Origin of the sequence: Escherichia whittamii, from assembly GCF_014836715.1 — a bacterium.
GTDB classification, from domain to species: Bacteria; Pseudomonadota; Gammaproteobacteria; order Enterobacterales; family Enterobacteriaceae; genus Escherichia; species Escherichia whittamii.
Window position 1 is genome coordinate 1 of record NZ_JACSQI010000012.1, and the last position, 26,546, is coordinate 26,546.

26 protein-coding genes are annotated in these 26,546 nt (G+C 51.3%); 13 read left to right on the forward strand and 13 right to left on the reverse strand.

Annotated features, from left to right (window positions below; genetic code table 11):
* Positions 1-359 precede the first annotated feature (359 nt).
* The 7 genes from lysO (at position 360) to H9644_RS16770 (ending at position 9,478) form a co-directional block, all read left to right on the forward strand.
* On the forward strand, positions 360-1,259 hold the full coding sequence (lysO, locus tag H9644_RS16740; protein WP_064530173.1) for an L-lysine exporter LysO: 900 nt from the start codon (positions 360-362) through the stop codon (positions 1,257-1,259).
* 142 nt (positions 1,260-1,401) lie between these two features.
* A complete protein-coding gene (gene hcp, locus H9644_RS16745; protein ID WP_191775471.1) occupies positions 1,402-3,054 on the forward strand; it encodes a hydroxylamine reductase in 1,653 nt (550 codons plus the stop codon).
* An 11-nt stretch (positions 3,055-3,065) separates the two neighbouring features.
* Positions 3,066-4,034, forward strand: coding sequence for an NADH oxidoreductase (gene hcr, locus H9644_RS16750; RefSeq protein ID WP_191775474.1), 969 nt, complete (start codon positions 3,066-3,068; stop codon positions 4,032-4,034).
* Positions 4,035-4,166: 132 nt separating this feature from the next.
* Complete coding sequence (poxB, locus tag H9644_RS16755; protein ID WP_191775476.1) at positions 4,167-5,885, forward strand: ubiquinone-dependent pyruvate dehydrogenase; 1,719 nt, start codon at positions 4,167-4,169, stop codon at positions 5,883-5,885.
* Between the two features lie 37 nt (positions 5,886-5,922).
* Positions 5,923-6,924: a low-specificity L-threonine aldolase gene (gene ltaE, locus H9644_RS16760; RefSeq protein ID WP_064530169.1), complete on the forward strand. Its 1,002-nt coding sequence runs from the start codon at positions 5,923-5,925 to the stop codon at positions 6,922-6,924.
* A gap of 10 nt (positions 6,925-6,934) precedes the next feature.
* Positions 6,935-8,365 (forward strand): SDR family oxidoreductase, encoded by a 1,431-nt coding sequence (locus H9644_RS16765; protein WP_191775478.1) that lies wholly within the window; start codon positions 6,935-6,937, stop codon positions 8,363-8,365.
* 99 nt (positions 8,366-8,464) lie between these two features.
* Complete coding sequence (locus H9644_RS16770; protein ID WP_064530195.1) at positions 8,465-9,478, forward strand: NAD-dependent epimerase/dehydratase family protein; 1,014 nt, start codon at positions 8,465-8,467, stop codon at positions 9,476-9,478.
* Here H9644_RS16770 and amiD read toward each other — a convergent pair.
* Entirely contained in the window at positions 9,475-10,305 is an 831-nt protein-coding gene (gene amiD, locus H9644_RS16775; protein ID WP_191775480.1) for an N-acetylmuramoyl-L-alanine amidase AmiD, read from the reverse strand. The two genes, H9644_RS16770 and amiD, sit on opposite strands and share 4 nt — an antisense overlap.
* Positions 10,302-10,625 (reverse strand): heavy metal-binding domain-containing protein, encoded by a 324-nt coding sequence (locus H9644_RS16780; RefSeq protein WP_001160732.1) that lies wholly within the window; start codon positions 10,623-10,625, stop codon positions 10,302-10,304. The genes amiD and H9644_RS16780 overlap by 4 nt, the downstream gene beginning before the upstream one ends.
* Before the next feature lie 125 nt (positions 10,626-10,750).
* Here H9644_RS16780 and H9644_RS16785 point away from each other — a divergent pair, with 125 nt between their 5' ends.
* The 6 genes from H9644_RS16785 to artJ all read left to right on the forward strand — a co-directional run bounded on the left by H9644_RS16785 (position 10,751) and on the right by artJ (position 15,364).
* Complete coding sequence (locus tag H9644_RS16785; protein WP_064530166.1) at positions 10,751-11,266, forward strand: lipoprotein; 516 nt, start codon at positions 10,751-10,753, stop codon at positions 11,264-11,266.
* A 217-nt stretch (positions 11,267-11,483) separates the two neighbouring features.
* Positions 11,484-12,212, forward strand: coding sequence for an arginine ABC transporter ATP-binding protein ArtP (gene artP / locus H9644_RS16790; protein WP_000027211.1), 729 nt, complete (start codon positions 11,484-11,486; stop codon positions 12,210-12,212).
* A 17-nt stretch (positions 12,213-12,229) separates the two neighbouring features.
* Entirely contained in the window at positions 12,230-12,961 is a 732-nt protein-coding gene (artI, locus tag H9644_RS16795) for an arginine ABC transporter substrate-binding protein ArtI (protein WP_064530165.1), read from the forward strand.
* Positions 12,962-12,967: 6 nt separating this feature from the next.
* Entirely contained in the window at positions 12,968-13,684 is a 717-nt protein-coding gene (gene artQ / locus H9644_RS16800; protein ID WP_180556328.1) for an arginine ABC transporter permease ArtQ, read from the forward strand.
* Positions 13,684-14,352 carry an arginine ABC transporter permease ArtM gene (artM, locus tag H9644_RS16805; protein ID WP_000464489.1) on the forward strand — a complete coding sequence of 223 codons (669 nt, stop codon included), beginning with the start codon at positions 13,684-13,686 and terminating at the stop codon, positions 14,350-14,352. The genes artQ and artM overlap by 1 nt, the downstream gene beginning before the upstream one ends.
* 280 nt (positions 14,353-14,632) lie before the next feature.
* Positions 14,633-15,364: an arginine ABC transporter substrate-binding protein ArtJ gene (gene artJ, locus H9644_RS16810; RefSeq protein ID WP_064530163.1), complete on the forward strand. Its 732-nt coding sequence runs from the start codon at positions 14,633-14,635 to the stop codon at positions 15,362-15,364.
* Positions 15,365-15,414: 50 nt separating this feature from the next.
* On the opposite strand, the gene H9644_RS16815 is transcribed toward artJ, so the two are convergent.
* The 11 genes from H9644_RS16815 to rimK all read right to left on the reverse strand — a co-directional run bounded on the left by H9644_RS16815 (position 15,415) and on the right by rimK (position 26,542).
* Positions 15,415-16,896, reverse strand: coding sequence for a sulfatase (locus tag H9644_RS16815; protein WP_191775482.1), 1,482 nt, complete (start codon positions 16,894-16,896; stop codon positions 15,415-15,417).
* 11 nt (positions 16,897-16,907) lie between these two features.
* Entirely contained in the window at positions 16,908-17,228 is a 321-nt protein-coding gene (locus H9644_RS16820; protein ID WP_064530161.1) for a PTS sugar transporter subunit IIB, read from the reverse strand.
* Between the two features lie 21 nt (positions 17,229-17,249).
* The gene (locus tag H9644_RS16825; protein ID WP_064530160.1) at positions 17,250-18,593 is read right to left on the reverse strand and encodes a PTS sugar transporter subunit IIC; all 1,344 of its coding nucleotides are present in this window, start codon (positions 18,591-18,593) and stop codon (positions 17,250-17,252) included.
* Between the two features lie 279 nt (positions 18,594-18,872).
* Complete coding sequence (rlmC, locus tag H9644_RS16830; RefSeq protein WP_191775484.1) at positions 18,873-20,000, reverse strand: 23S rRNA (uracil(747)-C(5))-methyltransferase RlmC; 1,128 nt, start codon at positions 19,998-20,000, stop codon at positions 18,873-18,875.
* Between the two features lie 40 nt (positions 20,001-20,040).
* Positions 20,041-20,529: a YbjO family protein gene (locus tag H9644_RS16835; RefSeq protein WP_064530158.1), complete on the reverse strand. Its 489-nt coding sequence runs from the start codon at positions 20,527-20,529 to the stop codon at positions 20,041-20,043.
* Positions 20,530-20,588: 59 nt separating this feature from the next.
* On the reverse strand, positions 20,589-21,434 hold the full coding sequence (potI, locus tag H9644_RS16840; protein WP_064530157.1) for a putrescine ABC transporter permease PotI: 846 nt from the start codon (positions 21,432-21,434) through the stop codon (positions 20,589-20,591).
* Positions 21,431-22,375, reverse strand: a complete 945-nt coding sequence (potH, locus tag H9644_RS16845; protein WP_064530156.1) for a putrescine ABC transporter permease PotH — start codon at positions 22,373-22,375, stop codon at positions 21,431-21,433. The genes potI and potH overlap by 4 nt, the downstream gene beginning before the upstream one ends.
* A 9-nt stretch (positions 22,376-22,384) precedes the next feature.
* Positions 22,385-23,518 carry a putrescine ABC transporter ATP-binding subunit PotG gene (gene potG, locus H9644_RS16850; protein WP_191775485.1) on the reverse strand — a complete coding sequence of 378 codons (1,134 nt, stop codon included), beginning with the start codon at positions 23,516-23,518 and terminating at the stop codon, positions 22,385-22,387.
* A 94-nt stretch (positions 23,519-23,612) separates the two neighbouring features.
* Positions 23,613-24,725: a spermidine/putrescine ABC transporter substrate-binding protein PotF gene (potF, locus tag H9644_RS16855; protein ID WP_191775487.1), complete on the reverse strand. Its 1,113-nt coding sequence runs from the start codon at positions 24,723-24,725 to the stop codon at positions 23,613-23,615.
* A gap of 350 nt (positions 24,726-25,075) precedes the next feature.
* Complete coding sequence (locus tag H9644_RS16860) at positions 25,076-25,552, reverse strand: type III secretion system chaperone family protein (RefSeq protein ID WP_191775489.1); 477 nt, start codon at positions 25,550-25,552, stop codon at positions 25,076-25,078.
* An 87-nt stretch (positions 25,553-25,639) separates the two neighbouring features.
* Positions 25,640-26,542, reverse strand: a complete 903-nt coding sequence (rimK, locus tag H9644_RS16865) for a 30S ribosomal protein S6--L-glutamate ligase (RefSeq protein WP_064530152.1) — start codon at positions 26,540-26,542, stop codon at positions 25,640-25,642.
* Positions 26,543-26,546 lie beyond the last annotated feature (4 nt).

The following is a 26,546-nucleotide window of genomic DNA, read 5'->3' on the forward strand; positions in this document are numbered from 1 at the left end:
CAATCGCCGCCGCCCCCTGCACCCCCGGGCTCTGGCGAACAAAATCGCCGCTGCGCGGTACCCTCGGCTTATCCCTTGCGGCTAACGGGTCGGGCGCGAGGTAACATCCCTGTAAAACGCGCCCTCAGCCCACATCCATGTGGGCTGCCCCTGCCTTCAGGGAACGCCTCAGCGATTTTGACGCCACCAACACCGGTGCGGTTTGTAATTAAAGCGCAAGAATATCTTTAAATGAAAAGGAATACCCTACTGTTTCTGATGAATAACGTTTCCTTTTAATTGTAACTTTACTCATCCTTCTGCTTTCAGTAGTGTGTCATCGCGCATTTCGACTTCTTCTTTGCAAGGACTGGGTTTTCATGTTTTCTGGGCTGTTAATCATTCTGGTTCCCCTGATTGTGGGTTACCTCATTCCACTTCGCCAAAAAGCTGCGTTAAAACGCATTAATCAGCTATTAAGCTGGATGGTTTATCTCATTCTCTTTTTTATGGGTATCAGTCTGGCGTTTCTCGATAATCTCGCCAGTAACCTATTGGCGATTCTGCATTATTCCGCTGTCAGTATTACCATTATTTTACTGTGCAATATTGTCGCCTTGCTGTGGCTGGAACGCGGTTTGCCGTGGCGCAATAGCCACCAGCAAGAGAAATTGCCGTCGCGTATTGCGATGGCACTGGAGTCGCTGAAACTGTGTGGCGTCGTGGTGATTGGTTTTGCTATTGGCCTTAGCGGATTAGGTTTCTTACAACACGCGACCGAAGCCAGCGAATACACGTTAATTCTGTTACTTTTCCTCGTCGGTATTCAGCTGCGTAACAATGGCATGACCTTAAAGCAGATTGTCCTTAATCGCCGTGGAATGATTGTCGCCGCAGTGGTGGTTGCCAGTTCTTTAATTGGCGGTTTAATTAATGCCTTTATTCTTGATCTCCCCATCAATACCGCGCTGGCAATGGCTTCCGGTTTCGGCTGGTATTCTCTTTCAGGGATCTTATTGACCGAATCTTTTGGTCCGGTAATCGGTAGCGCGGCGTTCTTCAATGACTTGGCTCGTGAGTTGATCGCCATTATGTTGATCCCTGGCCTGATTCGCCGCAGCCGTTCTACTGCACTGGGCTTATGCGGTGCCACATCAATGGATTTCACCCTGCCCGTTCTTCAGCGTACAGGTGGGCTGGAGATGGTCCCGGCAGCGATTGTTCACGGCTTTATCCTTAGCCTGTTAGTGCCAATTCTCATCGCCTTTTTCTCCGCATAATACCTCTCTGGCGGTAGATCCCTGCCGCCAAAATTGCGCTAAATCAATCTCCCTTAAAGTTGCACTAAAAATCCCTTTTATCCCCGCGTTAAGCGTCTTAATCTTAAACATGTATATTAAATATAACTTTAAAGGTGTGATCATGTTTTGTGTGCAATGTGAACAAACTATCCGTACTCCGGCAGGAAACGGCTGCTCATACGCGCAGGGGATGTGTGGTAAAACGGCGGAAACCTCTGACCTTCAGGATTTACTCATTGCGGCGCTGCAAGGGCTTTCTGCCTGGGCAGTGAAAGCACGTGAATACGGCATCATCAACCATGACGTTGACAGCTTCGCGCCACGCGCATTTTTCTCAACTCTGACCAACGTTAACTTCGATTCTCCGCGCATTGTCGGCTACGCTCGTGAAGCGATTGCCTTGCGCGAGGCGCTGAAAGCGCAATGCCAGGCAGTTGATGCCAACGCCCGCGTCGATAACCCGATGGCTGACCTGCAACTGGTGAGCGATGATCTGGGCGAGCTGCAACGTCAGGCGGCAGAATTTACTCCGAATAAAGATAAAGCGGCGATTGGCGAAAACATTCTCGGCCTGCGTCTGCTCTGTCTGTATGGCCTGAAAGGTGCGGCGGCCTATATGGAACACGCGCACGTTCTCGGTCAATACGACAACGATATTTACGCCCAGTACCATAAAATCATGGCGTGGCTGGGGACCTGGCCTTCCGATATGAACGCGCTTCTCGAGTGTTCAATGGAAATCGGCCAGATGAACTTCAAAGTGATGAGCATTCTGGACGCAGGCGAAACCGGTAAATACGGTCACCCAACGCCAACTCAGGTCAACGTCAAAGCGACGGCGGGTAAATGTATCCTGATTTCTGGCCACGATCTTAAAGATCTCTACAACCTACTGGAGCAGACCGAAGGCACGGGCGTTAATGTCTACACCCACGGCGAAATGCTACCTGCACACGGCTACCCGGAGCTGCGTAAATTCAAGCATCTGGTCGGTAACTACGGCAGCGGCTGGCAGAATCAGCAAGTTGAGTTCGCTCGCTTCCCTGGCCCCATCGTGATGACCTCTAACTGCATCATCGACCCAACCGTGGGCGCTTATGACGATCGTATCTGGACCCGCAGCATTGTTGGCTGGCCGGGCGTTCGTCATCTGGATGGCGAAGATTTCTCTGCGGTTATCGCCCAGGCGCAACAAATGGCGGGCTTCCCGTACAGCGAAATTCCGCACCTGATCACCGTTGGCTTTGGCCGTCAGACGCTGCTTGGCGCGGCGGATACGCTGATTGATCTGGTGAGCCGTGAAAAACTGCGTCATATCTTCCTGCTTGGTGGCTGTGACGGCGCACGCGGCGAGCGTCACTACTTCACCGATTTCGCCACCAGCGTACCGGATGACTGCCTGATCCTGACCCTCGCCTGCGGTAAATATCGCTTTAACAAACTCGAGTTTGGCGCTATCGAAGGTCTGCCACGTCTGGTGGATGCAGGTCAGTGTAACGATGCTTACTCAGCGATTATTCTGGCGGTGACGCTGGCAGAAAAACTGGGCTGTGGAGTGAACGATCTGCCGCTGTCACTGGTGCTCTCCTGGTTTGAACAGAAAGCGATTGTCATTCTGCTGACGCTACTTTCTCTGGGCGTGAAAAATATCGTCACCGGCCCGACCGCACCAGGCTTCCTGACGCCAGACCTGCTGGCGGTGCTGAATGAGAAATTCGGCCTGCGTTCTATCACCACTGTTGAAGAAGACATGAAGCAACTGTTGAGCGCGTAAGGAGTTTGTCGATGACGATGCCAACGAATCAATGCCCGTGGCGGATGCAGGTTCATCACATTAAGCAAGAAACGCCGGATGTGTGGACGATTTCCCTGATTTGCCATGATTACTATCCGTATCGCGCAGGGCAATATGCGCTGGTCAGCGTGCGAAACTCAGCAGAAACGCTGCGTGCTTACACCATCTCCTCCACGCCAGGCGTGAGTGAATACATCACCCTGACCGTGCGGCGGATTGATGATGGTGTCGGTTCCCAGTGGCTGACTCGCGATGTAAAACGCGGTGACTATCTCTGGCTTTCGGACGCGATGGGGGAATTTACCTGCGACGATAAAGCAGAAGATAAATTCTTGTTGCTGGCGGCAGGCTGTGGTGTCACGCCGATTATGTCGATGCGTCGCTGGCTGGCGAAGAACCGTCCGCAGGCCGATGTGCAGGTGATCTACAACGTGCGCACGCCGCAGGATGTTATTTTCGCAGATGAGTGGCGTGACTATCCGGTGACATTGGTGGCGGAGAATAACGTTACCGACGGTTTCGTTGCCGGGCGTCTGACTCGTGAACTGCTGGAAAGCGTTCCTGACCTGGCCTCACGTACTGTGATGACCTGTGGCCCGGTGCCGTATATGGATTGGGTAGAGCAGGAAGTTAAAGCGCTCGGTGTGACACGCTTCTTTAAAGAGAAGTTCTTTACACCAGTGGCAGAAGCTGCAACCAGTGGTCTGAAATTCACCAAACTGCAACCGGCGCAAGAATTTTACGCCCCGGTTGGTACCACGCTGTTGGAAGCACTGGAAAGCAATAAAGTTCCGGTTGTCGCCGCGTGCCGTGCGGGTGTTTGCGGTTGCTGTAAGACGAAAGTGGTTTCTGGTGAATATACGGTGAGCAGCACCATGACGCTGACCGACGCCGAAATCGCTGAAGGTTACGTACTGGCCTGCTCCTGCCATCCGCAGGGGGATATGGTTCTCGCGTAATCACCTTATGCCCGATGATATTCCTGTCATCGGGCTGTTTAACCGTTAGTGCCTCCTTTTTCTCCCATCCCTTCCCCCTCCGTCAGATGAACTAAACTTGTTACCGTTATCACATTCAGGAGATGGAAAACCATGAAACAAACGGTTGCAGCTTATATCGCCAAAACGCTCGAATCAGCAGGGGTCAAACGCATCTGGGGAGTGACGGGCGACTCTCTTAACGGTCTTAGCGACAGTCTTAACCGAATGGGCACCATCGAGTGGATGTCCACCCGTCATGAAGAAGTTGCGGCCTTTGCCGCTGGTGCTGAAGCCCAGCTTTCGGGAGAACTGGCGGTCTGTGCCGGATCGTGCGGCCCCGGCAACCTGCACTTAATTAACGGCCTGTTCGATTGCCACCGCAATCACGTTCCGGTACTGGCGATTGCCGCCCATATTCCTTCCAGCGAGATTGGCAGCGGCTATTTCCAGGAAACCCACCCGCAAGAGTTATTCCGCGAATGTAGTCACTATTGCGAGCTGGTTTCCAGCCCGGAGCAGATCCCACAAGTGCTGGCGATTGCCATGCGCAAAGCGGTGTTAAACCGTGGCGTTTCGGTTGTCGTGTTACCGGGCGATGTGGCGTTAAAACCTGCGCCAGAAGGGGCAACCACACACTGGTATCACGCCCCCTTGCCCATTGTCACACCTGAAGAAGAAGAGTTACGCAAACTGGCGCAACTGCTGCGTTACTCCAGCAATATCGCCCTGATGTGCGGTAGCGGCTGCGCCGGGGCGCATAAAGAGTTAGTAGAGTTTGCCGGGAAAATTAAAGCGCCAGTGGTTCATGCCCTGCGCGGTAAAGAACATGTCGAATACGATAATCCCTATGACGTCGGAATGACCGGATTAATCGGCTTCTCGTCTGGTTTCCATACCATGATGAACGCCGACACCTTAGTGCTGCTCGGCACCCAGTTCCCCTACCGCGCCTTCTACCCGACCGATGCCAAAATTATCCAGATTGATATAAACCCAGCGAGCATCGGCGCGCACAGCAAGGTAGATATGGCGCTGGTGGGCGATATCAAATCGACCTTGCGTGCACTGCTGCCACTGGTGGAAGAAAAAACCGATCGCAAATTCCTTGATAAGGCGCTGGAAAATTACCGCGATGCCCGTAAAGGGCTGGATGATTTAGCCAAACCCAGCGAGAAAGCGATTCACCCGCAATATCTGGCGCAGCAAATTAGCCATTTTGCTGCCGATGACGCCATCTTTACCTGTGATGTTGGCACACCTACGGTATGGGCGGCACGTTATCTGAAAATGAACGGAAAACGCCGCCTGTTAGGTTCGTTTAACCACGGTTCGATGGCCAATGCCATGCCTCAGGCGCTGGGAGCACAGGCAACAGAGCCGGAACGTCAGGTGGTCGCCATGTGCGGTGATGGCGGTTTCAGTATGCTGATGGGTGATTTTCTCTCGGTGGTACAAATGAAACTGCCGGTGAAAATTATCGTCTTTAACAACAGTGTGCTGGGCTTCGTGGCGATGGAGATGAAAGCTGGTGGCTATTTGACTGACGGCACCGAACTGCACGACACCAACTTTGCCCGCATTGCTGAAGCGTGCGGTATTACGGGTATTCGCGTGGAAAAAGCGTCTGAAGTCGATGAAGCCCTGCAACGCGCCTTCTCCATCGACGGTCCGGTGCTGGTGGATGTGGTGGTTGCAAAAGAAGAATTAGCCATTCCGCCGCAGATCAAACTCGAACAGGCAAAAGGTTTTAGTCTGTATATGCTGCGCGCAATCATCAGCGGACGTGGCGATGAAGTAATCGAACTGGCGAAAACAAACTGGCTAAGGTAAAAAGGGTGGCATTTCCCGTCATAAATAAGGACATGCCATGATTGATTTACGCAGTGATACCGTTACCCGACCGAGCCGCGCCATGCTCGAAGCGATGATGGCCGCCCCGGTTGGGGACGACGTTTACGGAGACGACCCTACCGTTAATGCTCTGCAGGACTATGCGGCAGAACTTTCCGGTAAAGAAGCCGCCATTTTTCTGCCTACCGGCACTCAGGCCAACCTGGTCGCTCTGCTCAGTCACTGCGAACGCGGCGAAGAGTATATTGTCGGTCAGGCAGCGCATAACTATCTGTTTGAAGCCGGTGGCGCAGCGGTACTGGGCAGTATTCAACCGCAACCCATCGACGCTGCTGCCGACGGCACGCTACCGCTGGATAAAGTAGCGATGAAAATCAAACCCGACGATATTCACTTCGCCCGCACCAAATTGCTCAGTCTCGAAAACACCCACAACGGCAAAGTGTTGCCGCGTGAATACCTGAAACAGGCATGGGAATTTACCCGCGAGCGCAATCTGGCGCTGCACGTTGACGGCGCGCGCATCTTTAACGCCGTAGTGGCTTACGGCTGCGAACTGAAAGAGATCACGCAATATTGTGATTCGTTCACCATTTGTCTGTCGAAAGGTCTTGGTACGCCAGTCGGTTCGTTACTGGTTGGTAACCGTGACTACATTAAGCGAGCCATCCGCTGGCGGAAAATGACGGGTGGTGGGATGCGCCAGTCCGGCATTCTGGCTGCCGCCGGGATGTATGCCCTGAAAAATAACGTCGAACGCTTGCAGGAAGACCACGATAACGCCGCCTGGATGGCGGAGCAGTTGCGTGAAGCGGGCGCGGATGTAATGCGTCAGGATACCAATATGCTGTTTGTCCGCGTCGGCGAAGAGAATGCCGCCGCGTTAGGCGAATACATGAAAGCGAGAAATGTGCTGATTAACGCCTCACCGATTGTCCGCCTGGTGACGCATCTCGACGTTTCGCGCGAGCAACTGGCTGAAGTCGCTGCTCACTGGCGCGCTTTCTTAGCACGTTAAGGAGGGAGACGTGCCGCAACGCATTTTAGTTCTCGGTGCCAGTGGCTACATTGGTCAGCATCTGGTGCAGGCACTCAGCCAGCAAGGGCATCAGATCCTGGCGGCGGCACGTCATGTCGACAGGCTCACAAAGCTGCAACTGGCAAACGTCAGTTGCCATAATGTTGATCTTAGCTGGCCGGATAATCTTCCGGCCCTGTTGCAGGATATCGATACCGTCTATTTTCTGGTGCACAGCATGGGCGAAGGCGGTGATTTTATCGCTCAGGAGCGGCAGGTTGCTCTCAACGTCCGTGATGCTCTGCGCGAAGTGCCAGTGAAGCAATTAATCTTTCTCAGTTCATTGCAGGCCCCGCCCCACGAGCAGTCGGATCATCTGCGCGCCCGCCAGGCTACGGCGGATATCTTGCGTGAAGCCGGTGTGCCAGTTACTGAATTACGTGCCGGAATTATCGTTGGAGCAGGTTCCGCAGCGTTCGAAGTGATGCGCGATATGGTTTACAACCTGCCGGTATTAACGCCACCACGCTGGGTACGTTCACGCACCACGCCCATCGCGCTGGAAAACCTGCTGCACTATCTGGTGGCGCTGTTAGACCATCCGGCCAGCGAACATCGGATATTCGAAGCCGCCGGGCCAGAGGTGCTCAGTTATCAACAACAATTCGAACATTTTATGACCGTGAGCGGTAAACGCCGCTGGTTGATCCCCATCCCCTTTCCCACCCGCTGGATTTCGGTGTGGTTTCTCAATGTGATTACCTCCGTTCCCTCTACTACTGCCAAAGCGTTGATTCAGGGGCTGAAACACGATCTGCTGGCAGATGACACCGGGTTACGTGCACTCATTCCACAACCGCTGATCGCTTTCGATGACGCGGTACGTAGCACGTTGAAAGAGGAAGAAAAACTGGTCAACTCCAGCGACTGGGGATATGACGCGCAGGCTTTTGCTCGCTGGCGACCAGAATACGGTTATTTCGCCAAACAGGCCGGTTTTACGGTTAAAACTTCCGCCAGTCTTCAGGCACTATGGCGCGTGGTCAATCAAATCGGCGGAAAAGAACGTTACTTCTTTGGCAATATTTTGTGGCAGGCCCGGGCGCTGATGGACTGCGCGATCGGTCATAAACTGGCGAAAGGTCGCCCTGAGCGGGAATATTTGCAGACGGGCGATACGGTAGATAGCTGGAAAGTGATTGTCGTTGAACCGGAAAAACAACTTACGTTGTTATTTGGTATGAAAGCGCCGGGACTGGGACGACTTTGTTTTACGCTGGAGGATAAAGGCGACTACCGCACCATAGACGTTCGCGCTTTCTGGCATCCGCACGGCATGCCAGGCCTGTTTTACTGGCTTTTCATGATCCCCGCGCATCTGTTTATTTTTCGCGGCATGGCAAAACGAATCGCCAGACTTGCAGAACAAATCACAGATTAATCGAAAAAAACCTGCGTGATTCTTTCATGTTTCCCATTGCATCAAGGGGGAAATCACGAAAGAATGCGCACGTCGTCTTATAAACAACAGTGGAATGATATGAAGGTACTGGTTACCGGCGCCACCAGCGGCTTAGGTCGAAACGCGGTTGAGTTTTTATGCCAGAAAGGTATCAGCGTGAGAGCGACCGGTCGCAACGAAGCGATGGGCAAATTGCTGGAAAAAATGGGCGCAGAGTTTGTCCGGGCGGATCTGACCGAACTTGTCTCATCGCAGGCTAAAGTGATGCTCGCCGGCATTGATACGCTGTGGCACTGCTCCAGCTTTACCTCGCCCTGGGGAACGCAGCAGGCTTTCGATCTGGCCAACGTTCGCGCCACGCGTCGCCTGGGCGAATGGGCTGTTGCCTGGGGAGTGCGTAACTTTATTCATATTTCTTCGCCTTCACTGTACTTCGATTATCACCACCACCGGGATATCAAAGAAGATTTTCGCCCTCACCGCTTCGCCAACGAATTTGCCCGCAGCAAAGCCGCCAGCGAAGAAGTGATCAATATGCTCTCTCAGGCGAATCCACAAACACGCTTTACTATTCTGCGTCCACAAAGTCTGTTTGGGCCACACGATAAAGTGTTCATTCCCCGCCTGGCACATATGATGCACCACTACGGCAGCATTCTGTTACCGCACGGCGGCAGTGCGCTCGTCGATATGACCTACTACGAAAATGCCGTGCATGCCATGTGGCTGGCAAGCCAGGAAAACTGCGACAAACTGCCTTCCGGCAGGGTATATAACATCACCAACGGCGAACATCGTACACTGCGCAGCATCGTTCAGAAGCTCATCGACGAACTAAATATTGATTGCCGTATTCGTTCGGTTCCCTACCCGATGCTGGATATGATCGCCCGCAGTATGGAGCGTTTAGGCCGCAAGTCAGCGAAAGAGCCGCCGCTAACTCACTACGGCGTCTCCAAGTTGAATTTTGACTTTACGCTGGATATTACGCGTGCACAGGAAGAGTTAGGTTATCAGCCTGTCATCACGCTGGATGAAGGGATCGAGAAAACTGCCGCCTGGTTACGCGACCACGGAAAACTGCCGCGCTAATCCTGACCGTATTTCTCCAGCAACGCTTGTGCGATGGCCAGAGTTTCTGCATCCGCTTCGCCGTTATATAACGTCGGGCGGAAGTGCATCTGGAAAGCCATAATCACTCGTTGCTGTTCGCCTGGAGTCATTTCTGGTTTCACGTCATAGCCGTAACGGGCCAACAGTTCCAGCAATGAGGCGGTATCTACCGGTGTATGCGGCGCACGCCCGGTAAGATAAAAGTTCACCCGCTGCGCATCTGGCCAGGCACCAATCCCCTGCTGCGCCAGTTGTTGCCACGGAAATAACGGCCCGGGATCATCTTTGCGCTGCGGCGCAATATCTGCATGAGCCACTACGTTTTCTGGTTTGATGTGATAGCGGGCGATAATATCCTTCGCCAGTGGAATGAGCGCCTGAATTTGTGTCGGTTCAAATGGCGCAAAATATTTGCCCCCCGCTGATTTTTGCCAGCCGCGATTTTCCAGCTCAATACCTATAGAGGTGTCGTTAATTCGTGTCGCGCCACGCCAGGCGCTGCTCCCCGCATGCCAGGCCAGTTCCTGTTCTGGCACCAGTTGCCAGATACGCGGCTTGCCGTTGTAAAGTGGAGGCACGGCAGGAACCAGATAATGCGAACTCACGTGCTTATCGGTCAGTGTCGCCAGTGACGTATCAAAGTCCTCAGCCGTGTAGTGGATCACCAAAACTTTAATGCGCGGATACGCCGCCTGTGCCTGGCGCCGGGTATCAAGCTGGTATCCCTCTTTCTCGACAATGCCTTTTTCGCCTGCGCACCCAGCCAGGAACAAAGCGGCGGCAACCAGCCAGAAGACTCTCCTCATCGACGCGTTTTCACCGCCGTTCCGCTGACGCTAACCATCAGCATACTGCCATTTTGCCCGACCGTTTCGTAGTCGATATCAATGCCGACCACGGCGTCAGCCCCCAGCGCTCGCGCCTGCTCACCAAGCTCCTCAAAGGCTATCTCCCGCGCTTTACGCAGTTCTTTTTCATACGCACCGGAACGTCCGCCAACGATATCGCGGATCCCTGCAAAGAAATCGCGAAAAATGTTAGCGCCTAAAATCGCTTCGCCGGTCACCACACCGCAATATTCAACGATGGTCTGGCCTTCAAGTGTTGGGGTTGTGGAAAATTGCATGATCGATCTCCTTGTTTTCTAAGCCTTCGATCTTCAAAGCATTATCGGACTGATACGCTATTATTGAAAGGATATCATTATTATCGTAGAACGCTTTCAGAGCGATCGCTTATAAGGAAATGATTATGCGCTACAGCAAATTGACCATGATTATCCCTTGCGCACTGCTACTCAGTGCTTGTACCACCGTCACACCAGCCTATAAAGACAACGGCTCCCGCACAGGTTCTTGCGTCCAGGGCGGACCTGACAGCGTGGCCCAGCAGTTTTATGACTATCGCATTTCGCACCGCAGTAACGACATTACCGCTCTGCGCCCATATTTAAGTGACAAACTGGCAACTTTGCTGAGTGATGCCAGCCGCGATAACAGCCATCGCGAATTATTAAGCAGCGATCCGTTCTCCAGTCGCACCACCTTGCCTGACAGCGCACAAGTTGCCAGCGCCTCGACCATCCCAAATCGCGATGCGCGCAATATTCCGCTGCGGGTGGATCTGAAACAAGGCGACCAGAGCTGGCAGGATGAAGTGCTGATGATTCAGGAAGGACAGTGTTGGGTGATCGACGATGTGCGCTATTTAGGTGGCAGCGTTCACGCCAAAGCAGGAACATTACGTCAGTCCGTTGAGAACCGTTAATCCCTTGATTAGATTATAACCCCCATAAATTGTCTGGCATTCTGTGAAGAATGCCGACATTTATGCTCGCCGCCCTTCGCCGCCGTTATTTTGTGCTATGTTTATTGAATAATGCGCTTTGCTTTTAACTTTTAAAGCAGAAATATTGCATAATTATTCTGTCAAAGGTAGTATCTTCGACTTCAATAGCTATCCGACTGCCAGTATACGAGTGTCAATGAGTATTCAATTAAACGGCATTAATTGCTTCTACGGCGCACACCAGGCGCTGTTCGATATCACGCTGGATTGCCCGCAAGGCGAAACGCTGGTGTTACTTGGCCCCAGTGGCGCGGGGAAAAGCTCGCTGCTGCGTGTACTCAATCTGCTAGAGATGCCGCGCTCCGGTACGCTCAACATTGCAGGCAACCATTTCGATTTCACTAAAACGCCATCTGACAAAGCGATCCGCGAGCTGCGTCGTAACGTCGGTATGGTGTTTCAGCAATACAATCTGTGGCCGCATCTCACCGTGCAGCAAAACCTGATTGAAGCGCCCTGCCGCGTACTCGGCTTGAGTAAAGATCAGGCGCTGGCCCGTGCAGAAAAACTGCTGGAACGTCTGCGTCTCAAACCTTATAGCGATCGTTACCCGCTGCATCTTTCTGGTGGCCAGCAGCAACGTGTTGCTATCGCCCGCGCGCTGATGATGGAACCGCAGGTACTGCTGTTTGATGAACCGACCGCCGCGCTGGATCCGGAAATTACCGCACAAATCGTCAGCATTATTCGTGAGCTGGCGGAAACTAACATTACCCAGGTGATCGTCACCCACGAAGTTGAAGTGGCGCGTAAAACCGCCAGCCGTGTGGTGTATATGGAAAACGGTCACATCGTAGAACAAGGCGACGCGAGCTGCTTTACCGAGCCGCAGACCGAAGCATTTAAAAACTATCTCTCTCACTAAGATTCGGGATAACAACAATGAAAAAAGTTCTGATTGCCGCGTTAATTGCAGGTTTTAGCCTTTCCGCCACAGCCGCCGAAACCATTCGTTTTGCTACCGAAGCCTCTTATCCTCCGTTTGAATCGATGGATGCGAATAACCAGATCGTCGGTTTTGACGTCGACCTGGCACAGGCACTGTGTAAAGAAATTGATGCGACCTGCACTTTCTCTAACCAGGCGTTTGACAGCCTGATCCCAAGCCTGAAATTTCGTCGCGTAGAAGCGGTGATGGCCGGGATGGATATCACCCCGGAGCGTGAAAAGCAGGTGCTGTTTACGACGCCGTACTATGACAACTCCGCACTGTTTGTGGGTCAGCAAGGTAAATACACCAGCGTTGATCAGCTGAAAGGCAAAAAAGTCGGCGTACAGAACGGGACGACGCACCAGAAATTCATTATGGATAAGCACCCGGAAATCACCACCGTGCCGTATGACAGCTACCAGAACGCAAAACTGGATCTGCAAAACGGTCGTATCGACAGCGTATTCGGTGACACCGCAGTGGTAACTGAATGGCTGAAAGACAACCCGAAACTGGCGGCTGTGGGCGATAAAGTGACCGACAAAGATTACTTCGGCACTGGCCTCGGCATTGCAGTACGTCAGGGCAACACTGAATTGCAGCAGAAATTCAATGCTGCGCTGGAAAAAGTGAAGAAAGATGGCACTTACGAAACCATCTACAACAAATGGTTCCAGAAGTAATTCCTGATGAATGAATTTTTCCCTTTAGCAAGCGCCGCCGGGATGACCGTCGGCCTTGCCGTTTGTGCATTGATTGTCGGACTGGCACTGGCGATGTTCTTTGCGGTGTGGGAGTCGGCAAAATGGCGCCCTGTCGCGTGGGCAGGTTCAGCGCTGGTGACGGTCCTGCGCGGCCTGCCAGAAATTCTGGTGGTGCTGTTTATCTATTTTGGTTCCTCACAGCTGCTGCTGACGCTTGCGGATGGCTTCACCATCAATCTTGGGATCGTACAGATCCCGGTGCAGATGGACATCGAGAACTTTGACGTCAGTCCGTTCCTTTGTGGTGTCATCGCTCTATCGCTGCTATATGCCGCCTATGCCTCGCAAACGCTGCGTGGTGCATTAAAAGCGGTGCCAGTTGGCCAGTGGGAATCTGGTCAGGCGCTGGGGCTGTCAAAATCGGCTATCTTCTTTCGTCTGGTGATGCCACAAATGTGGCGTCATGCGTTGCCTGGCCTCGGTAATCAGTGGCTGGTGCTGCTGAAAGATACCGCGCTGGTCAGTTTAATCAGTGTGAATGACTTAATGTTGCAAACCAAAAGCATCGCCACTCGTACCCAGGAGCCATTTACCTGGTACATTGTGGCGGCGGCGATTTACCTGGTGATTACTCTGTTGAGTCAGTACATTCTCAAACGCATTGACCTGCGCGCGACACGTTTTGAGCGGAGGCCTGGCTGATGTTTGAGTATTTACCCGAACTAATGAAAGGGCTGCATACCAGCCTGACGCTAACCGTTGCCTCGCTGATTGTGGCGCTGATTCTGGCGTTGATTTTTACCATCATTCTGACGCTGAAAACGCCGGTGCTGGTATGGCTGGTGCGTGGCTATATCACGCTGTTTACCGGTACACCGCTGTTGGTGCAGATCTTCCTGATTTACTACGGTCCAGGTCAGTTCCCGACGTTGCAGGAATATCCGGCGCTATGGCATCTGTTGTCAGAACCGTGGTTATGTGCGCTGATTGCGTTATCGCTGAACAGTGCGGCGTATACCACGCAGCTGTTTTACGGTGCCATTCGCGCGATCCCGGAAGGTCAATGGCAATCCTGTAGCGCACTGGGAATGAGCAAAAAAGATACGCTGGCGATCCTGCTGCCGTATGCCTTTAAACGCTCACTCTCTTCTTATTCCAACGAAGTGGTGCTGGTGTTCAAAAGTACTTCGCTTGCTTACACCATTACGCTGATGGAAGTGATGGGTTACAGCCAGTTACTGTACGGGCGCACCTACGATGTGATGGTATTTGGCGCAGCGGGGATTATTTACCTGATCGTTAATGGTCTGCTGACGCTGATGATGCGTCTTATTGAGCGCAAAGCGCTGGCGTTCGAGCGGCGGAATTAATGTAGCTGCGTACGGTTTTGTAGGTCTGATAAGACGCACCAGCGTCGCATCAGACACCTGCACGGTGCCAGTGCCGGATGCGGCGTGAACGCCTTATCCGGCCTGCATAGTGCATAAGTTTTTATCATCAAGACGGATAACCCACTAAGTTGTCCGTCTTTTTTTATGCTTTAAAAAATATTTAGTCACATTTATTGCATATAAATTCATTTGATGGCATTGTAACCCCATGCCGCAGACACGGCCAATAACCATAAGATTGACAGACGGGAGTTCCATCATGAAAAAGTTAGTTCTTGCCGCTTTACTCGCATCCTGTGCGTTCGGCGCTTCTGCCGCAGAGAAAATCAATTTTGGCGTATCAGCGACCTATCCTCCGTTCGAGTCGATGGATGCCAATAACCAGATCGTCGGCTTTGATATCGACCTGGCAAAAGCGTTATGCACACAGATGCAGGCAGAATGTACTTTCACCAATCACGCTTTCGACAGCCTGATCCCGTCACTGAAATTCAGGAAATATGACGCCGTTATCTCTGGTATGGATATCACGCCAGAGCGTAGCAAGCAGGTATCGTTTACCACGCCCTACTACGAAAACTCAGCTGTCGTCATTGCCAAAAAAGATACCTACAAAACGTTTGCTGACCTGAAAGGCAAACGCATTGGGATGGAAAACGGCACTACGCACCAGAAATATATTCAAGATCAGCACCCGGAAGTGAAAACTGTCTCCTATGACAGTTACCAAAATGCCTTTATCGATCTGAAAAATGGCCGTATTGATGGCGTATTTGGCGACACGGCGGTGGTTAATGAATGGCTGAAAACCAATCCACAACTGGGCGTTGCAACTGAGAAAGTGACCGATCCGCAGTACTTCGGCACCGGCCTTGGCATTGCTGTACGTCCAGATAACAAATCCCTGCTGGAAAAACTGAATAACGCTCTGGCGGCAATTAAAGCCGACGGTACATATCAGAAAATTAGCGACCAGTGGTTCCCGCAGTAAATATTAATAAGCCGGAGTGGGCGAACGCCAACTCCGGCAAGATCACCTTTCTACGCCAGCCCCAAACGCTGGAACTGCTCTGGCGGTGCATCATTGTCTTTCATCAACTGAATCAGCAATTCGATCATCCGGGACTCGATCGCATCATCATGAATCGGATGTAACTGCTGCGGATCGTCTTGCAAATCAAACAGCAAATGACCAAATTGATTCAGCCCTTTATATTTCTCCTGTGCCGGAATGCGTAACACCTGTAATCCTTTGGTGAAACGAAGCGGCGGGACCAGCGATAAAGCCCGCATCTCATCCACCGGATAGCGACTGTTCATTTTGGCAGGCATTAACGTGTAATTAGCAATATCATCCTCACGCCCCGGCAGCGCGGCACGCATATAGACGTAACGCCCATCGGTTACGTTAACATGACCACTGAAGACACCAAACATCGCCGCACTACGTACCGGTTCATCATGGCTGACCGTTTTCGCCAGCGGTTGCCCCTGCACATCTGGCGGCACTGGCTGTTGAAAAAAGTCATACAACGTTGGCGCCCAGTCAATCATTTGCACCAGCGCTTGTCGCCGCTCGCCTTTTACACCACTGCGCGGATCCCAGATAAACAACGGATTATTGGCAACTTCGTTGTAATAAGGCATCTGGTTCTTCGCCCACCAGCCATGCTCACCGAGTAAAAAACCGTGGTCAGTGCCGACAATCAGCATGGTATCTCGCCACAGATCGTGCTGGTCCATCAGATCGAGAATGCGCCCCAGGTTGCGATCGCACATCGATACCAGCGAGCGATAGCTGCAGCGGATATGCTCCACGGCCTCGTCACTCTCCTGCACCCGACCACGCGGCCAGTCATAATGCGGCCCGTCCCAGTTATCTTCATACAAGGAAAGATACTCAACCGTTGTGTGAAACGGCTCGTGTGGATCAAACGTTTCGACCTGCAATAACCAGTTATCTTGCGCGTGATTTTTGTGGATAAAGGCACAGCCCGCATCAAACACTTTGGTTTGAGGAAAATCCGCTTCCTGTTGAATATATTCCCGGTTGACCCAGTCATGCCGCCACAGGCCAGAAACGCCGCCGCCGGTCTGTTTTTGTGGCACCTGTAACACCTCGGGAATATGCGGTTCCGCTACACTCGCCTGCCAGTGATCGCCTTCCTGACCACGGATAATTTCCCATGAACAATAGCGATTATGGTAATTTCCGCCCCCATCTTCCCAATAATGCAAATGATCGCTGATTAAATGGGTATAAATACCTGCTTTTTTGAGTAGCTCCGGCATAGAGTCATCAAAAGGTTCCAACGGCCCCCACTCCCGGTGCAGGAAGTTACAGCGGCCAGTGTGTAATTCACGTCGGGCAGGCATACACGGCATACTGCCGACGTAACTGTTTTCAAAGGTGGCGGCATGAGCCGCCAGACGTTGGAAATTAGGCGCTTTGGTTAACGCATCGCCATAAGGTGGCAGATAACGTTTATTCAGACTATCGAACAGCAGAATAATCGCTCTCATTACGCCCTACCTTATTGATTAATTAAATGTGGATAATGTTGCTGAACCACTTCGTAAATTTGCTGACCAATAGTTTCACCGTCCATAATATTTTCAATCGGGATCAAATATTGACCATGTTTCGGGTCAAGACTAACCACATCGAGTAACTTTTTCGAAATGGCGAAAATATCCGCCCAGTCGGTAAATCCGCCTACTTCGCCTGCGGCGGTATGTTCCATTTCAACTTTGAAATCATATTTGGTCAGCGCTTTTTTAACTACCGTTTGTAACATAACGCTACTACCGACACCGTAACCACAGACAAACAGAATATTAATTGTATCTTTCATTTTTAAACCCTTAATATTTAATTAACCCGCGTAAGGACCAAGATGGAATGTTGCAGCAATAAATTTCAGAACTTCACAAATAGCAGGCCATACGGTTGCCCAGTCAAATATTCCTGTCCAGCCGACGCCATTTTCAGCAAGTCCGGTTAACGGAATAGCCCACACCGTACCGAAGGTCTGAATAATACCCAGCAAGAATGTACAGATAATAACGGAACGGTATCCGCCCATTCGGTTCGCTAATACACCAATCGGACCACCTGAGAAAAATAACGGTACAAAGCCAGGCAATACCATAATTGGGCTGTGGATCAGTAATAAGATCCCCATCGAGAAAATGGTGCCAAAAGTACAGAAGACGAAGCCTAACGTCGCCGCGTTTGGTGAAAATGGTAACAGCGCGGCGACATCGACAGCAGGAATAGCGTTAGGAATAAAGCGATCTTGCCAGCCTTTAAACGAACCGTTAATTTCGCCCACCATCATCCGCACACCTTGTAGAAGGATGACCATGTACATCGAAAACTGTAAACCGAGGTTGATAATATAGATATACCAGGGCTTACCTTTCGCCATTAACTGAACATTATCGATACCCGTTGAGAGCAAGAAACCACCAACAAACAGCGTCATCACAATGGCGATAGCCGTTACGTTATGGTTAAAAATCGCCAGCCAACCGGGGAGTTTCAGGTTTTCAGCATCGTGCTTTTCAGGGTCACCAAATTTATGCGCAAATTTGGAGAAAAACCACAATCCCAACATCTGGTTATGAGCAATGGTAAAACCAGCATCTTTGGTCACTTTGGCAATGGGCTTAACAATGAGCGTGGTGGAGAAAGCCCAGAATACCCCCGTTAATACTCCGGCAATAATGATGGATGTAGTCCAGCTAAAACCCAGCCAAAAGACAATCAACCATAATACCGCCTGAGAATGTGAAACACCGGTATTCCCTGTCAAAAATATCCCTTTGGCACCAGTATACCGACCAAATAATACCAGCAGCAGGTTGGTAAAAAATGCCAGAACAAATACATAACCTACGTAACCAAAATTATCTCCCAACGCAATTTGCGTTGCCGCTTTCATCGCGTAGGAATCCATTAAATACCCGTGAACACCATAGGCTTTACTTACGGCTTCTGCTACCGGTTTAAATGTTGCGGAAAACTGGAAACCACCAAATAACACCATCATTAATCCCACCATGGCGCTTACCATGCCGGTAATAATTTTTATTGGCGATTTCTTATCAAGGGCATAACCAATACCCACCAGCAAACCAATTAAAATTGCCGGTTCAGTTAAAAACGTTTGAATAACATCTATGAATTTGGCAAACATCGTCGGAACGCCCTCCATAAGCGTACATTTCCGTTGTCAATGCATGAACCTTCTGCTGACGTTAATAAAGTTTCAGGAAATTTTGTGTTTCGCTAAGCGATGCCTCTGCATGTATTCGGTAAACGCACTGTAGTAATCAAAACAGTTCAATTAAAGATCTTATTTGATTATTTGTGATTTGATTTGCAAAAATAGAGCGATATATAATCGTGATCGATCGGTTATTATTAATCGATCGATCACGATTATTATTTTGAGTGAATAGTTGTTGCTGAAAAATTTATTACCGTGATGTGTTTAAATTTTCGCCAGCAAGGTCAGCACTTCATAATGCGCGGTGTGAGGGAACATATCGAAAAGCTGTACCCGCTCAATGCGGTAGCCAGGCAGTTCCCGGATATCTTTCGCCATCGTTTGGGCGTTACAGCTGGAGTAGATGATAAAGCGCGGTGCCATCTGTGAGAGATAATCACACAGTGGTTTACCAATGCCGCGACGCGGTGGGTTGACCAGCACGAGATCCGGCACTTGCCCCTGAGCGGTGGCAAACTGGGTAGAGTCCAGCGCCTGAAATTGCAGTCGCGTTAAGCCCAGTTCGTTAGCCGACTGTCTGGCACAAGCAATCGCCTCAGGTGCAATTTCGATGCCCGTGAGTTGCATTTCTGGCGTCGCGCAATGCAAACCAAAACCGCCCACGCCGCAGAACAAATCCCACATATGTTTGACCGGCAGTTGCCGTACCCAGTCGCGCGCGGTGGCGTACAGTTGACTGGCGACCGCCGGATTAGTCTGGAAGAAACTTTGCGGGCGGATCCACAGCGGCACATCGTTAAAACGCTCCGCCAGTGCCTGTTGTTCCGTAAGGTAGATCTCCGTCTCCCCTTCCATAATCGCCATATGTACCGGCTGAATGTTGACGGTAATAACTTTCAGCTGCGGCAGTTGGTCCTGTAACCACGGCAGCGCCTTACGCAGTTGCGCCAGCTTGGTGTCAGAACGCAGTACAAAGCGCAGCATCATACCGCCGTCTGTCTGGCTTTCGGTCAGCAGAATGTATTTCAGTTCGCCACGCTTACGCGCCACGTTATAAGGCGTTAGCCCCGCACGGGCGATAAACGGTTTCAGCGCCGCAAAAACGGGCGCAAATGAGGCAGGATAAAGCGGGCAGTCGCAAAGGTCTTCCGGCGTGCCGTCGCGATGCAGCATACCGAGCAGTGGTTTTTCTACGCTACCACTCACCACCATTTTGGCTTTATTACGAAACCCTCTCTCCGGGCCAGACACCGGCGCACACCATTCCACGACCGGAAAATCGGCGAGCAGATTTTTAAGATCGGCGGTTTTAGCGGAAAGTTGCTCTGGAATCGGCTGCGTTATCCACTGACAGGACCGACAGCGACCCGCGTCGTAAAGTGCGCACTGCATACATTGACCTTCACATCATCAGGGGCGACGATTATACACATTATTGCAACTGGAAGAACCGCCGACTGGTCGCGGGAACGAACAGCAGCATCAGGATGAGCATATCCGGCAGCTTCTGCAGCATCAGGCTATGGAAGATTTCACGTTTCGATTCACCGGGAATGCTGAACAGCTCCGGATAACCATAACCGAGCGAGGCCGCCCACAGATAACTGGCCGCAGTGATTTGTGTCAGCAGATACAGCCAGCGCGCCCAACTACGCCCTTTCACCAGCGAGAACGCACACCAGATCTCAATAAAAACCAGCGCCAGACTGCTTAAAAAGACCAGCGTTAAACTCCAGGTTTGTACGCTGCGATGAATGAACTCGCCAATGCCGCGCACGCCCAGCGTATTGAAAATCATCAGCACGTCGAGGCCACGGATCATAATAATGGCGAGCGCCGCCACCTGCACCAGCGCAGGCACATTCAGACGAGCATGTGATGAAGATGTTTTCTTAAAAAATCCCAACGGTTCGTCTTCCATGAAAACAATGCCGCGACATGGGCGGCATTATGTAGCCAGGTGGGCAAATTTTAGTGTCTTCAGCCACGTCTTGCACGCTGGATATCGCGTATCCGCTGCTTTTCTGCGCGCGCCATCAGATACCAGGCGATAAATCCGACAATTCCGACCGCGCCGAGAATTAACGTTGCAAGTGCGTTAATTTCCGGATTCACCCCCATCCGTACGCTGGAGAAGACCAGCATCGGCAGCGTTGTGGCTCCTGGGCCGGAAACAAAGCTGGCGATCACCAGATCATCGAGCGACAGGGTAAAAGCCAGTAACCAACCAGAAATGATTGCGGGCATAATCATCGGTAGCGTAATGACAAAAAACACTTTTAGCGGCATCGCACCGAGATCCATCGCCGCTTCTTCAATAGAGCGATCAAGTTCCCGCAGGCGCGAAGAAATTACGACCGCCACATAGGCGGTACAGAAAGTGACATGTGCCAGCCAGATGGTGAGCATGCCACGATCCGCTGGCCAGCCAATGGCGTGTGCAAGCGCGACAAACAATAGCAATAGCGACAAGCCCGTGATCACATCCGGCATGACTAACGGCGCGGTTATCATAAAAGCAAAACCGTTTGATCCCCGAAACCGTCCAAAGCGTACCAGCACCACCGCCGCAATAGTTCCGAGAACTGCCGCCGCCGTTGCCGCACAGGCAGCAATTGTCAGACTTAAACCAACTGCACTCATCATTGCGTCATCGCGCAATAACTCACCGTACCAACGCGTTGACCAACCCGCCCACACCGTCACCAGCTTAGAGCTGTTAAATGAATAGATAACCAGCATCAGCATCGGCGCATAAAGAAAGGTGAAGCCCAGCAGTAAAATTACAATCCGCCAGGGCGAACGAACGATCGGTAAGTTATTCATCCGTGTTCTCCCACACTTTTTTGCTGATACTTGTGGAACCACATAATAGGCACGATTAACAGCAACAACATGACAATCGCCACTGCCGAGGCTACGGGCCAGTCACGGTTATTGAAGAACTCCTGCCACAACACGCGGCCAATCATGATGCTATCCGGGCCGCCGAGCAGTTCCGGGATCACAAACTCGCCAACCGCAGGAATAAAGACCAGCATCGATCCGGCAATAATTCCGCCTTTAGTGAGTGGCACAATAACAGTAAAGAAGGTTTTCATCGGTCGTGCGCCGAGATCCAGTGCTGCTTCCACCAGCGAATAATCAATACGCGTCAACGCGGTGTAGATAGGCAACACCATAAACGGCACATAGGCGTAAACAATGCCAATATAGACTGCCAGGTTGGTATGCAGAATGGTCAGCGGTTGATCGATAACGCCCAGCCACAGCAGGAAGTTATTCAGCACGCCATTGTTTTTTAATATTCCCATCCAGGCATAAACGCGGATCAAAAACGAGGTCCACGACGGTAAGATCACCAGCAGCAATAAGATATTGCGGGTCGATGGTTTACTGTGCGCCACAGCCCACGCCAGCGGATAACCAAGCAGCAAACAACAAACTGTCGAAATCGCTGCCACCTGTAACGACTGGAGATAAGCATCGAAATAGAGTGGATCGTCGGTCAGTTGCAGGAAATTACCAAGATTGAGGGTGAGCGACAATTGCCCGTCGGCCCACTCCATCAGTTCGGTATAAGGCGGAATGGCGCGCGCCATCTCTGCAAGGCTTATTTTAAAGACGATCAGAAATGGCAGCAGAAATAGCAAAATCAACCAGATATACGGCAGCGCAATCACCAGTTTGCGCCCGTGCTTCATCTGCCACTGCGTAAGCCACTGTTTTAACCCGCCCGGCTGGACAGGTGGTTCAAGTGTACTCATCTTTGCTCCTTAAACCGTCAGCACCACACAACTGTCCACTTCCCAACATAAACGAACTTCATCACCCCAGGTCGGTAGCCCTTTGCGGTGACGATGCGCGTTTTGTAGCTGGGCGCTAATCATCTGCCCGCTTTTCAGGCGAACGTGATACACCGAAAGATCCCCGAGATAGGCAATATGTATCACCTCCCCTACCGCGAAGTTACAACCATTGGCGGGAGGCTCCTCGCAAAGCATGATTTTTTCTGGGCGCAGCGCCACGTGTACCGGCACGTTATCGACTACTGACGCCAGCGGATCGACTTTCAGCGGATGGACCAGCCCCGGTGAATCGAGCAACAGACCGTCTTCCTGACGCTCTTTTAGTAGCCCTTCAAAGACGTTGACTGAACCAATAAACTCGGCGCTGTAGCGGGTAGTCGGATGTTCGTAAATCTCTTCCGGCTCGCCAATCTGAACAAATTTTCCGCGATTCATAATGGCGATACGCCCCGCCATAGTCATCGCCTCTTCCTGATCGTGAGTAACCATTACGCAGGTCACGCCGACGCGCTCCAGAATATCCACCACTTCAAGCTGCATCCGGTCACGCAGCTTTTTATCCAGCGCCCCCATCGGTTCGTCGAGCAGTAATAGTTTCGGGCGTTTGGCGAGGCTTCGGGCCAGGGCCACACGTTGACGCTGACCGCCGGAAAGCTGATGCGGTTTGCGTTTGGTAAACTCCTGCATATGCACCAGCCCCAGCATCTCGTTGACCCGGCTGGCAATTTCCGCTTTCGGTAGTTTGTCTTGTTTCAGGCCAAAAGCGATGTTCTGTTCCACGGTCATATGCGGAAACAGCGCGTAAGACTGAAACATCATATTGATGGGGCGCAGGTAAGGCGGCACCTGTGACAAATCGACGCCATCAAGCATAATCTGCCCGGCAGAAGGTTGTTCAAAACCTGCCAGCATACGCAGCAGCGTGGATTTACCACAGCCGGATGCGCCCAACAGTGCAAATATTTCGCCTTTATAGATGGTCAGGCTGACATCATCGACCGCATGTTGACCATCATAAGATTTGGTCAGATTGCGGATTTCTAATAGCGGCGTCAGCGCCTTACGGGTTTTCGCCTGCGGGCGAGGGATAGCGTCATTCACGGCTGCTCTCCGGCATTTAATGTGTGCAAGCGCACCTTAATGGTGCGAATTGCCGGCGGGAATGGTGCTCCCGTCCGGCTTCTACAACAGCAGATTATTTTCCGCTCTTCACTTTGGTCCAGGCGCGAGTGCGCACCCGATCAATTTTCGGGTCCTGCACTTGTAGTGTGAACATTTTGGCGCGAACATCCGCCGGAGGATAAATTCCTGGGTTATCACGGACTTCCGCACTCACCAGCGGCGTAGCTTCTTTGTTGGCGTTGGCATAGAACACATGGTCGGAAATATGCGCTATCACATCCGGACGCAGCAGATAATTCAGAAACTGATAGGCTTCGTCTTTGTTTTTAGCATCAGCAGGCATAGCAAACACATCAAAGAATGCCATCGCTCCTTCTTTAGGAATCGAGAAAGAAACATTCACACCGTTTTTCGCTTCTTTCGCGCGGTTAGATGCCTGCCACACATCGCCCGCCCAGCCAATAGCGACGCAGATATCGCCATTCGCCAGATCGTTAATGTATTGAGATGAATGGAAATAACGAATATTTGGACGCAGCTTTAATAGCAGATCGGTTGCCGGGCCAGTGTAATCATCCGCTTTAGTGCTGTTGGGGTCTTTGCCGAGATAATTCAGCACGGTAGCAAAAACTTCTTCCGGTGCGTCAAGGAAAGAGACACCGCAGCTTTTCAGTTTTTCCAGATTTTCAGGTTTGAGGATCAAGTCCCAGCTATCAACTGGCGCGTTTTCGCCTAGTACGGCTTTGACTTTATCGACGTTATAGCCAATTCCGGTGGTCGCCCACATATACGGCATAGCAAATTTATTGTCGGGATCGTGTTTTGCCACCAGCTTCAGCAGTTCTGGATCGAGATTCTTCCATTCTGGCAATTTGCTTTTATCCAACGGCTGGAATACACCAGCAGTCAGCTGGCGTTCAAGAAAACTGGCTGACGGAACGACAAGATCAAAGCCGGTGCTCCCCGCCATTAATTTGCCTTCCAATACTTCGTTGGAATCGAAAACATCGTAGACGACTTTTATACCCGTCTCTTTTTCAAAATTTGCCACCGTATCCGGGGCGATATAATCAGACCAGTTATAAATGTGGAGTGTTTTTTGTTCAGCCGCGAGCGTGCCGACAGAGACGGCCATCAGAGCACCTGCAACCAGACCCGATAGCCATTTTTTATTTAAGGCAGTCATATCTCTTTCCTTCTGAAAGTTCGTTAACAAACGAACAAAAGTTGTCACACTGAAAGATATGCAATAAACGTGCATATTTTTTATCGGCGCGGCGCAAGAAAAGAGAACTCTCTCCCGGCCAGCATTGCTCGCTATATAAAAGCCTCGCAAGAATAACTTTAGCCAGGGTTTGAAACTATAGCTGTAATTAAAAAACAGTATTTAACAAATTTTTATGCGTATTTGCTCTATGTGATAAAGCGAATTCGGCACAAGACAAGTGAAAAAATCTTTAAGGAAAGGTTAAATTCAGCAGGAAATATTATGATGCGCAGTCACTGCGGCAGCGACTGCGTGCTCAAAAAGAGTTATCAGTGTAGGAAATAGTTTTCGGTAACGTTATTTTGCCCTTCATCGTCAGTCGGCAACAGCAGTTGATGGGCATTGGCTTCAAGGATGACCATCGAAATCTGCTCTTCACTCTGGCGTACGAACCATGAAAACTGTTCATAGGTTACGCCCTGCATAACGGATAAAGACTGGCAAACCACCAGCTTTGGCAGATTATCATCCTGCATATCAAGAAATGCTTTCACCGTCAGCGAACTGGCATTGATAGCCGATAAATCCGCCGCCAGCGGCAACACGGCTGAAGGTCTGACTTCCGCCATGGCAGAAAACAGGATCGTGTTATCAATCAGGTCGATTTTGGCATCAAAAACACCGTCGAAATTCTGCATATGCGGCAGATGTAGCGCCTGACAGTTATCACATTCAAAAAAACTCATCCCCAGGTCATCGAGCCATTGACGCAACGTATCCAGACCAGGAACGACCAGCGATGTCATAATTTTGTACAACCTCTTCCGATAAAAAGACTGGCACAGCTTACGCAAAAAGCGCAGGCAAAACCATGATCAGTCACGTTATTGCGACTAACCACCGGTTTTTAAGCAATATTCTGCCGTAGCGTGGCGCTCAATCCAGCGGATCATTTTACCCGCGATGTCGATACCGGTGGTTTTCTCTATCCCTTCCAGACCGGGCGACGCATTCACCTCCATCACCAACGGTCCGCGATTTGCACGCAGAATATCCACACCAGCAACATCCAGCGCCATCGTTCGCGCGGCTTTTATGGCGATTTCACGCTCCTGCGGAGTAATACTGGCAATGCTTGCCGCGCCGCCGCGATGCAAATTGGAACGAAAATCGCCCTCTTTCGCCTGCCGTTCAATTGCCGCAACCACTTCATCGCCAACGACCAGACAACGGATATCACGCCCTTTCGCTTCTTTTATATATTCCTGCACCAGGATATGCGCATTAAGACCGCGAAAAGCGTCAATCACGCTTTCTGCTGCCTGACGCGTCTCCGCCAGCACCACACCAATCCCCTGCGTGCCTTCGACCAGCTTGACCACCAGCGGCGCACCACCGACCATCTCGATTAAGTCGCTGGTATCATCCGGCGAATGCGCAATGCCTGTTACAGGCAGGTCAATGCCCTGTCGCGCTAACAGTTGCATAGACCGCAATTTGTCACGCGCACGGGCAATCGCGACCGATTCATTCAACGGATAGCTCCCCAGCATTTCGAACTGACGTAGCGCCGCCGTCCCATAAAAGGTAATGGCGGTGCCAATGCGCGGGATCACCGCGTCAAAATGGGGTAGCTTGCGGCCTTTATAATGAATAGAAGACGCCGCAGGATTAATGTTCATATAGCAAGAAAGCGGATCGAGAATTTCAACCAGGTGACCGCGCTGGATGGCGGCTTCACGCAGCCGCTTACACGAATAGAGCGTTCCATCCCGGGACAATATGGCAATTTTCACCCTG

Bases quoted from the DNA above. Each gene is read 5' to 3' on its own strand.
- lysO (WP_064530173.1), top strand. From the start codon at position 360: ATGTTTTCTGGGCTGTTAATCATTCTGGTTCCCCTGATTGTGGGTTAC.
- hcp (WP_191775471.1), top strand. From the start codon at position 1,402: ATGTTTTGTGTGCAATGTGAACAAACTATCCGTACTCCGGCAGGAAAC.
- hcr (WP_191775474.1), top strand. From the start codon at position 3,066: ATGACGATGCCAACGAATCAATGCCCGTGGCGGATGCAGGTTCATCAC.
- poxB (WP_191775476.1), top strand. From the start codon at position 4,167: ATGAAACAAACGGTTGCAGCTTATATCGCCAAAACGCTCGAATCAGCA.
- ltaE (WP_064530169.1), top strand. From the start codon at position 5,923: ATGATTGATTTACGCAGTGATACCGTTACCCGACCGAGCCGCGCCATG.
- H9644_RS16770 (WP_064530195.1), top strand. From the start codon at position 8,465: ATGAAGGTACTGGTTACCGGCGCCACCAGCGGCTTAGGTCGAAACGCG.
- amiD (WP_191775480.1), bottom strand. From the start codon at position 10,305: ATGAGGAGAGTCTTCTGGCTGGTTGCCGCCGCTTTGTTCCTGGCTGGG.
- H9644_RS16780 (WP_001160732.1), bottom strand. From the start codon at position 10,625: ATGCAATTTTCCACAACCCCAACACTTGAAGGCCAGACCATCGTTGAA.
- H9644_RS16785 (WP_064530166.1), top strand. From the start codon at position 10,751: ATGCGCTACAGCAAATTGACCATGATTATCCCTTGCGCACTGCTACTC.
- artP (WP_000027211.1), top strand. From the start codon at position 11,484: ATGAGTATTCAATTAAACGGCATTAATTGCTTCTACGGCGCACACCAG.
- artI (WP_064530165.1), top strand. From the start codon at position 12,230: ATGAAAAAAGTTCTGATTGCCGCGTTAATTGCAGGTTTTAGCCTTTCC.
- artQ (WP_180556328.1), top strand. From the start codon at position 12,968: ATGAATGAATTTTTCCCTTTAGCAAGCGCCGCCGGGATGACCGTCGGC.
- artM (WP_000464489.1), top strand. From the start codon at position 13,684: ATGTTTGAGTATTTACCCGAACTAATGAAAGGGCTGCATACCAGCCTG.
- artJ (WP_064530163.1), top strand. From the start codon at position 14,633: ATGAAAAAGTTAGTTCTTGCCGCTTTACTCGCATCCTGTGCGTTCGGC.
- H9644_RS16815 (WP_191775482.1), bottom strand. From the start codon at position 16,896: ATGAGAGCGATTATTCTGCTGTTCGATAGTCTGAATAAACGTTATCTG.
- H9644_RS16820 (WP_064530161.1), bottom strand. From the start codon at position 17,228: ATGAAAGATACAATTAATATTCTGTTTGTCTGTGGTTACGGTGTCGGT.
- H9644_RS16825 (WP_064530160.1), bottom strand. From the start codon at position 18,593: ATGGAGGGCGTTCCGACGATGTTTGCCAAATTCATAGATGTTATTCAA.
- rlmC (WP_191775484.1), bottom strand. From the start codon at position 20,000: ATGCAGTGCGCACTTTACGACGCGGGTCGCTGTCGGTCCTGTCAGTGG.
- H9644_RS16835 (WP_064530158.1), bottom strand. From the start codon at position 20,529: ATGGAAGACGAACCGTTGGGATTTTTTAAGAAAACATCTTCATCACAT.
- potI (WP_064530157.1), bottom strand. From the start codon at position 21,434: ATGAATAACTTACCGATCGTTCGTTCGCCCTGGCGGATTGTAATTTTA.
- potH (WP_064530156.1), bottom strand. From the start codon at position 22,375: ATGAGTACACTTGAACCACCTGTCCAGCCGGGCGGGTTAAAACAGTGG.
- potF (WP_191775487.1), bottom strand. From the start codon at position 24,725: ATGACTGCCTTAAATAAAAAATGGCTATCGGGTCTGGTTGCAGGTGCT.
- H9644_RS16860 (WP_191775489.1), bottom strand. From the start codon at position 25,552: ATGACATCGCTGGTCGTTCCTGGTCTGGATACGTTGCGTCAATGGCTC.